8 protein-coding genes and 4 pseudogenes are annotated in these 10,680 nt (G+C 59.2%); 8 read left to right on the forward strand and 4 right to left on the reverse strand.

Annotated elements, in window-relative coordinates; genetic code table 11:
- The first annotated feature begins 138 nt into the window (after window positions 1-138).
- Entirely contained in the window at window positions 139-1,038 is a 900-nt protein-coding gene (locus EJ076_RS11320; protein ID WP_126067869.1) for a GNAT family N-acetyltransferase, read from the forward strand.
- A 408-nt stretch (window positions 1,039-1,446) separates the two neighbouring features.
- Here the strand turns inward: EJ076_RS11320 and EJ076_RS11325 are convergent, their stop codons facing one another.
- The 3 genes and pseudogenes from EJ076_RS11325 to EJ076_RS11335 form a co-directional block, all read right to left on the reverse strand.
- Window positions 1,447-1,767 (reverse strand): hypothetical protein, encoded by a 321-nt coding sequence (locus tag EJ076_RS11325; RefSeq protein ID WP_126067870.1) that lies wholly within the window; start codon window positions 1,765-1,767, stop codon window positions 1,447-1,449.
- Window positions 1,768-1,814: 47 nt separating this feature from the next.
- A pseudogene (locus EJ076_RS11330) lies at window positions 1,815-2,544 on the reverse strand (DAK2 domain-containing protein).
- A gap of 11 nt (window positions 2,545-2,555) precedes the next feature.
- A pseudogene (locus tag EJ076_RS11335) lies at window positions 2,556-2,888 on the reverse strand (dihydroxyacetone kinase subunit DhaK); the annotation flags it as partial.
- Window positions 2,889-2,890: 2 nt separating this feature from the next.
- Here EJ076_RS11335 and EJ076_RS11340 point away from each other — a divergent pair.
- Window positions 2,891-3,028, forward strand: a pseudogene (locus EJ076_RS11340) (SDR family oxidoreductase); the annotation flags it as partial.
- A 12-nt stretch (window positions 3,029-3,040) separates the two neighbouring features.
- Window positions 3,041-3,447 (forward strand): annotated as a pseudogene (locus tag EJ076_RS11345) (POTRA domain-containing protein); the annotation flags it as partial.
- Window positions 3,448-3,598: 151 nt separating this feature from the next.
- Here EJ076_RS11345 and EJ076_RS11350 read toward each other — a convergent pair.
- Window positions 3,599-4,996 carry a PLP-dependent aminotransferase family protein gene (locus tag EJ076_RS11350; protein WP_126067871.1) on the reverse strand — a complete coding sequence of 466 codons (1,398 nt, stop codon included), beginning with the start codon at window positions 4,994-4,996 and terminating at the stop codon, window positions 3,599-3,601.
- A gap of 118 nt (window positions 4,997-5,114) precedes the next feature.
- Here EJ076_RS11350 and EJ076_RS11355 point away from each other — a divergent pair, with 118 nt between their 5' ends.
- The 5 genes from EJ076_RS11355 to EJ076_RS11375 all read left to right on the forward strand — a co-directional run bounded on the left by EJ076_RS11355 (window position 5,115) and on the right by EJ076_RS11375 (window position 10,617).
- Window positions 5,115-6,434 carry a hydroxymethylglutaryl-CoA reductase, degradative gene (locus EJ076_RS11355; RefSeq protein WP_126067872.1) on the forward strand — a complete coding sequence of 440 codons (1,320 nt, stop codon included), beginning with the start codon at window positions 5,115-5,117 and terminating at the stop codon, window positions 6,432-6,434.
- 129 nt (window positions 6,435-6,563) lie between these two features.
- Entirely contained in the window at window positions 6,564-7,802 is a 1,239-nt protein-coding gene (locus EJ076_RS11360; protein ID WP_245463019.1) for a CoA transferase, read from the forward strand.
- Window positions 7,803-8,555: an enoyl-CoA hydratase/isomerase family protein gene (locus EJ076_RS11365; protein WP_126067874.1), complete on the forward strand. Its 753-nt coding sequence runs from the start codon at window positions 7,803-7,805 to the stop codon at window positions 8,553-8,555.
- Window positions 8,556-8,617: 62 nt separating this feature from the next.
- Window positions 8,618-9,580, forward strand: coding sequence for an ABC transporter permease (locus EJ076_RS11370; RefSeq protein ID WP_206438815.1), 963 nt, complete (start codon window positions 8,618-8,620; stop codon window positions 9,578-9,580).
- A gap of 32 nt (window positions 9,581-9,612) precedes the next feature.
- A complete protein-coding gene (locus tag EJ076_RS11375; RefSeq protein WP_126067875.1) occupies window positions 9,613-10,617 on the forward strand; it encodes a sugar ABC transporter substrate-binding protein in 1,005 nt (334 codons plus the stop codon).
- The last annotated feature ends 63 nt before the right edge of the window (window positions 10,618-10,680 follow it).

Here is a 10,680-nt window from a genome sequence, read left to right on the forward strand (position 1 = left end):
GAAAGCGGAAGTGTTTCAGTCGAATCTAGCGTTGCTGCTCGACTTTCGAGCAAATTGTACCGGTCTGCTTGTTTAGCGTTGGCGGGCGGAAGGTGGCCATCGGTGCGTCGCCTTCCAGTGCGATAATCTTTCAGGGGCATGGAATTGAAGCCGTCCGGGAGCTTGAAAATCGATACCTTCTCGATGCGGATTGGCGACATCGAAGGCGTTGAACTGGACCGCCTGCACGCACTCTCGCTCTCCGTGGGATGGCCGCATCGTGCCGAAGACTGGCAATTCCTGCGCCAGTCCGGACACGGGTTCGTGGCGCTCGATGAGATCGGCCGGGCTCTCGGTTCGGCCATGTGGTTCGCGCATGGTACCGATTTCGCAACCGTGGGCATGGTCATCACCTCGCCGCGACTTCAGACGCTGGGGGCGGGGCAATGGCTGATGAAGCGGGTCTTCGAGAACGTCAGCGGCTGCGATCTGCGTCTCAATGCAACGCGCGCGGCAAGGCGGCTCTATCTCTCGCTCGACTTCCAGCCGGAGAAGACCGTTTATCAATGCCAGGGCATCGCCCGCCTAGAGACGACAAGTAGCCCGACAGACATGCGCGATGTTAGGACCTTGGACCCAAGTGATATTCCCGCAGCGATCGCGCTCGACGCGGCAGGATTTGGCGTGAGGCGGGCGGCACTCATCGAAAGGCTTTTCGCACACTCGGCCGGCTATGGCCTTTTCAAGGATGGCAGGCTGAACGCATTCGCGCTCTGCCGGCCGTTCGGACGGGGCCACGTGGTGGGGCCGGTCGTGGCGGAAAGCGACGCCGACGCTTTGGCGATCGTCCATCCGCACGTGGCCGACCATTCCGGGTCTTTCCTGCGGATCGACACCCACATGAACCATGGCGAGTTCGCCACCTTTCTGTCGCACAGCGGAATGCCTGTTTTCGACACGGTGCTCACCATGTCGATGGGCAAACGCCTCTCCGATTTTGCCGTCGACGGCGCAGTTGCACCGATGACTTACGCACTCGCCAGTCAGACTCTCGGGTAAGTGATTCCAGGACGCGGGCCACCGCGGCAGACCACGCCACGCCGGCACGCTTGTGGCGCTGGAGCATCAAACGCAGCAGGGCTAAACTGGAAATCTCACAGTCTTCGAAATTGCTTGAGGCGGGCGCGGATCAATGTGGGTCATGGACGTATCCAAGTTTCGGAAACGTCCCTCCAGGCCGACCATGTCCTTCCACATGAAGAGCGTTCAGCCAAGCGGCACGAATTGTGTCAGGACGCCGAGATGTGCTGCAGCCGGCTTCGACGCCACGACTGCGATATCCGTGAAGTCGCCGAGAATGTGCTACCTATTGTGCTACCTATTGTGATACAAATCGAGCAGGAGAGCGTAAAAAGCACAATAAAAACAACAGCTTATTAGGCATATCGATCCCAGCCAACGGTACCATCAATTGATTCTCCAAATCATTGATTTTTCTGTAGAATTTTGTGCCGAGCGACCTAGTCCTTGCGCCATTTTTCTGGGCGTGGCTTTCCTGTTCGCGCGTGGCCAGGGCGTGAACTTCTTCAACGCGGTGCAGATAGCGCCGTTGATTACGGGGTCGGCAGAGTGGGGGACTTCGCGCTCGGCCTTCATCGTTACGGAGCGTTCGCGCTGCTTGCAGTCGTGACCCTGCACGGGGTTGCCGCGCTTTTCCATAGGATCGTGCTGGGGGATGATCTGCTTGCCCGTATGAGGCTCTTCAAGCGCTGAGAGCAACACCACCAAGGCGATCCGCGATCAAGTGGCCGATGGCCAGGGCCACCAGGACCGACCTATTCTTGCGGTTCACCAAAGGTGTCCTTCATTGCGCGCAGGATGATGACGACCGAGGCCGCGCCCGGATCCATGTGTCCCAGGGATCGCTCGCCGAGCCTGGCCGCCCTGCCTCGTGCAGCGACCATGGATCGTGTCGAATTCGCGCCGGCTTCCGCGGCCTCCACGATGCTGTTCCACATTTCCAGGCTTGAAGCCGCGCGGGCTCGTGCGCTGGCGGCTGCTTCCGTTGCGGGGATCCAGGCATCCAGCATTGTCTTGTCGCCGCGCTGCCCTTTGCCGCGCTCCATGATGCCGGTCGTCATTGCCTCGACGATTGCCGCCTGGTCGGCAACTGAAAGGCGTTCATCTTGTTTGAGGGCTTGTGCCGCTCTTCGGAACGCTGTCGCATAAAGCGGCCCTGTGGAGGCGCCGACAGCATCGAGAAAGGCCGACGCGGCAGCGGCGAAAACTTCTGACGGAAGCATGTGGTCGAGGTCGAGCTTGGACCCATGGAACCACCGATCTCGGTCATCAGCACGGTGCCCAGCGTATCGAACGCCGTGGCCAGCGACATGTCGTTGCCCCGGATCCTTTCCGCGGCCATGCCGAAGCCCTTGGCCATGTTGACGCCGTGTCGCCGTCACCGATCTTGCCGTCGATCTCGCTCAGATAGGCCCGGTTTTCAATGATCCGGTCCGCCACCGAAAGAACGATGTCGCCAGCGGAAGCGTTGTCAAAATGCTGCATTTGCCTATCTCCTAGAACCTTGCGGGACAATCGACGTCCACATCCAGCAGCCTTTTCAGTTCGGCGTCGAGCGCCATGACCGTGAGTGTGGCGCCGACCATTTCCAGCGAGGTGAAATAGTTGCCGATATAGGTCTTGTGGATGCTCAGCCCGCGTCCGGTGATCTCCTGTTCGATCGTGTCGTTGAGGATGTAGAGTTCGTTGACCGGCGTTGCGCCGAGGCCGGACACCAGAACCGCAATCTCGGTTCCCGTCGCAAGGTCATGATCGTCCAGGACGATCTTGACCATGTCCCGTGCTATCTCGGCTGCGGGCTTCAGAGGCTCGATCCTGACACCCGGTTCACTGGGAAGAGGTCGCGGCGCTGAAGCGTCTCGGCTATCCCGAGGACATTGTCGGGCCGGTCTGCTTCTTCGCCTCCGACCAGTCGGCCTTCGTCACCGGACAGGCGCTCAACGTCTGCGGCGGGATTTATTTTCACTAGGCTATAGTTGTTGCCCAGGTGACGCCGCGCGGCGCGCGAAACTTCGACAACCACACCATCTCGGTTGTCTACACGATCGACCAGGGCACCAAGGCCTATATCGAGCGTATCGAGATCCGCGGCAATGAGCGGACGCGCGACTACATCGCGACTACATGGTGCGCCGCGAATTCGATGTCAGCGAAGGCGACGCCTTCAACCAGGTCCTTATTCAGCGCGCAAAGAAGCGGCTGGAGGCGTTGGACTATTTCGAGAAGGTCGACATATCAGCCGAGCCGGGATCGGAGCCCGACCATGTCGTGGTCGTGGTCAATCTCGTCGAGAAATCGAGCGGCGAGTTCTCGATCGGCGCGGGCTATTCGACCGGCGCCACGCCGGGCCCGACGGTTGAAGGATCGATTACCGAGCGCAACTCCCTTGTCCCCATCCGCGGTGGTCCGAATGCTGCATCAGGGACGGAAGCCGAGCTGACGAGACCGCGCGGGCTGTCGGAGCGCCCGAAATCGTTGCTGCATGGCAGTCGTCTAGTGCCTTGCGGGCGCCGGTATTTATTGTACTTGGTGCCCACAACTAGGAGAGTTTTCGCAGCAGAAAGTCAAAAAACCTTTCGTCATCCGCCCGTGACACATTTATGCGGATCCCGGCGGCCATTGGACTCTGTTTGTCGATGCAAAAGACGCTTCCAGGCGCTATGAAAATGCTCTCCTTGGCGCCCAGTCGGGCGAGTTCTATGTCGTCGATGCCTCCTGGCAGCATGAGGTAGAGGTAGTAGCCACCACCGTTGCCAGCGAAGATCGAATAACCATTCCGGCTGAGGGCTGAATGAACGCGAGTTGCTGCCGTCTCGATACGCTGTGCGAGGCGCTTGAGATGGCGATCATAGTGGCCTTCGGATGTCAGGCGGTGAAGGAGCCGTTCGACGTGGCCAGAGCTGTTCACTGTTGTCAGCATCTTCAGTTCTGCAAGTGCAGCGACCTTGTCGGTGCGGCCTGCGATATGGCCTGACCTCAAGCTCGCGGACAGGGTCTTGGAAAAGGTGCCTATCGAAATCACGTGGTTGAGTTGGTCGAGCGTTGCAAGCCGATTGGGAGGAACGAGGGAGAGATCCGCAAAAGGGTCGTCCTCGATGATGGTTACGTTGTGCTTCGCCGCAACCGTGAGAATAGAGTGCGCGACAGACAAGCTGATGGAACTGCCGGTTGGGTTGTGGCCAATTGACTGCGTGAAGAACAGTTTTGGCCGCTCCGCCGAAACCTTCTCCGCAAAGTCTTCGATGTCTGGTCCGTCAGGCAGGCGCCGGACGCCAATAACTCTGACCTGCGCCAGTTTGAGCTTGGCGAAGAGAGGGTAATATCCGGGCTCATCAACGAGCACGACGTCGCCAGGTGCCAAGAACGCCCGAACGACAAGATCGAGCGCATGATTGGCACCGAACGTGAGCAGGATTTCCTTTTCAGTCGCTTGAATGTGTTGGTTTACCAGGCGTCGCGCAATCTGCTGCCGCAGAGGCGGAAAGCCCCAGGCGGACCCGTAAGCGTCCGCTCCCGGGGACGGGCCACGACCGAACAACCCAAGATGACGCCTTATCTCGGACTCCTCGGTCCATGCCGGGGGTGGGCGGCCGTCACCAACTCGAATCTCGAAACTCTCCTCCAACTGCGCATTGAGAAGCGAAGCGATGTCGACGGCTTCCGATACGTGCTTTGGCCTCGTTCCATTCGTTTGCGCAGTCTTGCTGACCGTGAATCCGGACCGTGCCTTCGGCGTCACATGACCGGATGCCGCCAATCTGTCGTAAGCTTCGACAATGGTGTTCTTCGACACGCCGTATTCGCGGGCCGCATTCCTGATCGAAGGGAGCTTGCTTCCTGGCGCCCGGTTGCCCGATGCAATGTCCTGGACCAGCCGCGCTGCGACATTCTCTGCAAGAGTTTCACCGGATTTGCCGTTTGGATTTGTCGCCCTCAACGTCGCCTCCTATGGGTACAGATTCAGACAAATTCTGTGATCTGTACCTTTCGTGAGATGGTAACAATGATCATTCTTGTTTCAAGAAGAAAAATTACACATCGCGTGGGAGGCGCCTGTGACCGATACAGAAAACGGCAGAACGCGTTCCACCATAAATTCGCGCATCGAGAACCTGCGGAATCTCTCACCAGCCGAGAGACTTGGCCGGGTGGGCGATGTCATGTCGCTCACCGATACTGAACGCAGCGTTTTTGCAGGCGGCGGCCTCCCGATTGCGCTGGCCGATGGCATGATCGAGAACGTCATTGGGACGTTTGAGCTGCCGATCGGCGTGGCCACAAATTTTACAATCAATGGCCGAGACTACCTGATCCCGATGGCCGTCGAAGAGCCATCTGTCGTGGCAGCAGCGTCGTACATGGCCCGTCTTGCCCGCAAGAGTGGTGGCTTCTTCACCTCGAGCACCGGGCCGATCATGCGGGCACAGGTGCAAGTTCTTGAAGTGCGCGACCCGCACGGCGCGCGGGCCCGCATCCTGAGGGAACGAGAGGCGATCATTGCTGCCGCAAATGTCAAGGACAAGGTCCTGATATCGCTTGGCGGAGGCTGCCGCGATGTCGAAGTCCACGTCTTTGATCAGACGGCTGCCGGCCCCATGGTTGTCGTTCACCTGATCGTCGATGTGCGTGATGCCATGGGCGCAAACACGGTCAATACAATGGCCGAAGCCGTCGCGCCGATGATCGAAGCGATAACCGGCGGCGTCGTGCGACTTCGCATTCTGTCCAACTTTGCCGATCTGCGCATCGCCCGCGCAATGGTTACAGTCGCCCCCGAGACGCTGCAGACCGAAGAGTACAAGGGTGATCGTATCGCCCGCGGCATTGTCGAAGCATGTGCCTTTGCCATCGTCGACCCCTACCGCGCCGCCACCCACAACAAGGGCATCATGAATGGTATCGATCCGATCGTGGTGGCCACTGGCAATGACTGGCGCGCCATAGAAGCGGGCGCGCATGTGTGGGCTTCGCGCTCAGGCCGCTACACCTCGTTGTCGACGTGGGAACTCGATGCCAAGGGCCATCTTGTCGGGACTCTGGAAATGCCCATGGCTCTGGGCCTTGTGGGTGGTGCGACAAAGACCCATCCGGCAGCCCGTGCCGCCCTCAAGATCCTCGGCGTTGAGAGTGCCCAGGAACTTGCCGAGGTGGCGGTGGCAGTTGGGCTTTCGCAGAACATGGGGGCATTGCGTGCATTGGCCACCGAGGGCATCCAGCGAGGCCATATGGCGCTGCACGCCCGCAACATCGCAATTGTGGCCGGCGCAACCGGTGACGAGATCGACAGGGTGGCGTCGACGCTGTCTGCAAACCATGACGTGCGCGTCGATCGCGCCAAGGATGTACTTGAGCTGATCAGGGCGGAAAAGGTCTGAGATCATGCGGTACCGTGATGCTGAAAAATCACTTGCTGTCGGTCGGCGATGCGGCGGGCCGGCAATGTTCATTGCGCGATCCAAGAATCCGGGCAGATATCTCCCAGGCTTGTTTTCCGGGAGAATGACGTGACCGAAACACTTCAGAATGACGCGATTCCAACACGGACGGGCCCCTTGAGCGGGTTGACTGTTCTCGACATCACACGTGTCGTCGCCGGCCCGTTCTGCTCGATGTTGCTGGCTGACCTTGGCGCGACCGTGATCAAGGTTGAGCATCCTGACGAACCGGACTACGCCCGCAGTTTCCCGCCTTTCGTCGGTGAAGACGGAGAGGAACTCAGCGCATTTTTTTCGCAGTTCAATCGCAACAAGCTCGGAATTACGATCAATCTCAAATCCGCTGAAGGCAAGGCGCTTTTAAAAAAGCTCGTACGCCGGGCCGACGTCCTGGTCGAGAATTTTCGACCGGGAACCATGGACAGACTGGGTCTCGGCTACGAAGTCCTCAAAGCCGAAAACCCCAAGCTGATCTATACCGCGATCAGCGGTTATGGTCGCAACGGTCCAAACGCATCAAAGCCTGCCTATGACAACACCGGGCAGGCTTCAGGCGGGTTGTGGTCGATGAACGGCTACGCGGACCGGCCACCGGTTCGCGTGGGCACCATCATCGGCGACCTCGCGGCGTCCTTGTATGCTGCTATCGGCACGCTCGCCGCACTGCGCGAGGCGGACAAAAACGGCCTCGGTCAGGTAGTCGACATATCGCAGCAGGACTCCGTGCTTACGCTGACGGAAAATGCCGTTGTCCGCTACACGGCGAAGAACGAGATCGCGTCACCACTCGGTAATGAACATCCCTTCGTGCGACCTTACGGCCAGTTTCCCTGCAAGGACGGCTACGTGTTCTTCGGAGGCTACACGGACAAGTTTTGGGCAATTACCTGCACTCTCTTCGGCGAGTCGGACAAGGCGTCCGACCCTGCGATCGATACGATGGAGAAGCGCTTCGATCCGATAGTGGCGGAGACGAAGGTCAATCCGCTGCTTAACCGCTGGTTCAGCCGCTACACCAAGGCCGAACTGGAGGAAATTGCGGGCGACAAGATCCCGCTGAGCGCGATCAAGACCATTGCGGAAGTCGTTGAGGACCCGCACATCGCCGCGCGGAACATGATCGTCAAAGTTCCGATTGCCGGCAAACTTATCGGCATGTTTGGGCTGCCGATAAAGCTTTCGGGAGCGGTTGAGGCCGCGCCCCAATCGGCGCCCGCGCCAGGAGAGCACAATGAACTGATCCTTGGGAAATTGGCCGGCCTTTCTCCAGAGGAGCTGCATGCGCTCAAGGCCGGGGGGGCGATCTAGATGGGGATTGATCTTACCCAAGACGGTTACGTTGCCACTGTCCGGATCAATCGACCGGAGAAGCTCAATGCGCTGACCTTGGCCATGTATGACGATCTGGGCCGTGTCTTCAAGGCCGCCAAGGATGATGATGCCATTCGGGCAGTCGTCCTCGCGGGCAGCGGCGAGCGCGCCTTTTGCGTCGGGGCCGACCTGAAGGAATCCATTCCGGCGCTTGCCGCGGATACTTTCGACATTTCCGCCTGGGACCCGGCCCATATCAAGTTCCCCGGGTTCTTCAAGCCGATCATAAGCGCGATCCGGGGCATGTGCTTTGGCGGTGGCTTCGAGATCATGCTCGCGACCGATATCCGGATTGTGGCGCGTGACGCCATTTTCCAGCTGCCTGAAGCGACGCTCGGTTTTGTGCCTGCCGGCGGGACGCTGGTGCGTCTCGTCAGGCAGATCGGTTACGCTCACGCGATGGAGATCATGTTGACCGCGAGGCGTTTTACGGCGGCCGAGATGCTCGCCAAAGGCGTGGTCAATCAGGCGGTGGATAGCCAGGACGTCGAGCGTGTCGCTCTTGAAACAGCGCACCATATTGCAAGCCTGAGCCCAACCGCCGTCCAGACGATCAAGGAAGCAGCACTCACGTTGCAGGATCTGCCGCTGACAGAGGCGTTCCGCCAAGAAGCGATACTGGGACAGCGGACTTTCAGGAGCGACGATGCCAAGCGTGGCCTTGCTGCTTTCGCCGGGAAGGGGAAGTGACCGTGTCTAGCACTCCTCAAAACCTGGCATCGAATGCCGCGCGCAAAGGCGTCGGCCATCGCGTGGGCGTGACGCAGGAGCTGATCGTATTCCTCGTGTCGATCGCTCTCTTCGCCTATTTCTCGATCACGCTCGACAACTTTCTCAGCCGGGACAACCTCCTCAATCTGATCCGAAATGTCGCCATGCTCGGGATGCTGAGCCTCGGCATGGCGGTCGTCGTGATCGGCCGCGGTGTGGATCTTTCGCTGGTCGCGGTGATGGCCGTGTCGCTGACGTTCTCGATTGTTCTCGCCAACCAGGGCTACGCCTTTTCAACGGCTTTGGTGCTCGGCCTTGCCTTCGTCATCGTCGTCGCGATCATCATGGGCTTTCTGATTGCCTATGTCGAAATCCCCGCGATCTTCGCAACGCTTGCTGTTTCGGCGATCGTTTACGGACTAGGGCGCGGCGTGATCGCCACGCTTGATGTCAACAATGTGCCGGACAATCTGAACTGGTTCCTGTTTCTGGGGCGCGGTAGCTTTCTAGGCATCCCGATCCCGATCTGGCTTTTCGCAGTGTGCGCCGCCGCCCTCTATTTCTTTCTTCGCAGGACAGGATTCGGACGGTTCATCTACGCTATCGGCGACAACATCTCTACCGCACGGATCACGGGTATTCCCGTCAGGCCGGTCATCATTCTTCAATACGTGCTCTCGGGCGTGATGGCCTTCCTGGCCGGTTGCGTGACGGCGGCCTCCGTCGCCAGCATGAACATGAGGATGGTCAATTCGACACTCATCTACGACGTTCTGCTGGTGGTCATTCTGGGTGGCATCGGTCTCACTGGTGGACGAGGAGGTGTCCGCAACGTGTTGGTCGGCACGATTCTGATCGGCCTCCTGCTCAACGGCATGACGATCCTCGACATCTCTTACACCGTCCAGAACCTGGTCAAAAGCACGGTGCTGCTTGGCGCCTTGATCGTGGACGCACTCCTCAACCCTCGCGATGAACAGACGTCGCAACAGGGGGATATCTGACGCTCAATATCATCCAACGGGAGGAAACCAACATGATGATAGCGAAGTTTGCCGCGGCAGCGGTAGTGGCCGGCATTCTCTCATTTGGAGCTGCCCATGCGCAGGACGGCATGGTCGACGAATTGAGACAGCCGACGCTTGATTCACTCGCCGGCAAGAAGGTCGTCTTCGTGCCGATGTCCATGAGTTTCGATCTGCCGGAGGGGTGGGCGGCGATCATGCAAAAGGAGGCGAAGCGGCTGGGCTACACCCTCGATATCCGCGACGCCAACTGGAGCACGGATACCGGCACGCGTGCATTGACCCAGGCGATCACCGAAAAGCCCGACGTCATCGTGGTCCAGAATTTCGACGTTGCGTCCTACGCTCGCACGCTGAAGAAGGCCGAGGACTCAGGGATCAAGGTGATCCAGGTCAACATGAAGTCGAGTTACCAGACGGACGCATTTGTCGGGGCGGACTGGTATGGCATCGGCCAGTATGCTGCCAATCGCATGATCGAGAAGTGCGGCAAGGCGAGCGGCAAAAGCGGCAAGATCGCGATCATCCAGGGGCCGGCGACAGCAGCGGCCAGCGTCTATCAGCTCAATGCGATCTCCGAGACGCTGAAGGGTCATGACGACATCAAGATCGTTTCCAGCCAGACCGGCGACTGGGATCAGTCGAAGGCGCGCGGCATCGCGCAGACGGTGATCCAGCAGAATCCAGACCTGTGTGGCATCGTCGGGTTTTGGGATGTGATGGACGCCGGAACCGGCGCCGCGATCCAGGAGTCCGGCAAGGATATTTATCTGATCACATCCGGCGGCGGCAACAAGACGGCATGCCAGGGCGTGGAAAACGGAACGTTCAAGGAGGTCATTTCCTACGACGTCGAAGGCCAGGGCCGCGATCTCAACAACGCGATCAAGGTATTGCTGCAATCGAAAGAAGCGGCAGGCGCCGTGAAGTTCGCGCTGTACACGCCAAACAAGATCATCAGCAAGGAAACGATGTCGACGAACAGCTGTTGGGATCTGGATCAGCTCAAAAAGTAATTTCGTATCAGGCCACCGCGTGGAAACGCGGTGGCCTCCCCAGCAATGTCTGCAGTTAGGATC

It is taken from the genome of Mesorhizobium sp. M7D.F.Ca.US.005.01.1.1 (assembly GCF_003952545.1).
GTDB lineage: Bacteria > Pseudomonadota > Alphaproteobacteria > Rhizobiales > Rhizobiaceae > Mesorhizobium > Mesorhizobium loti.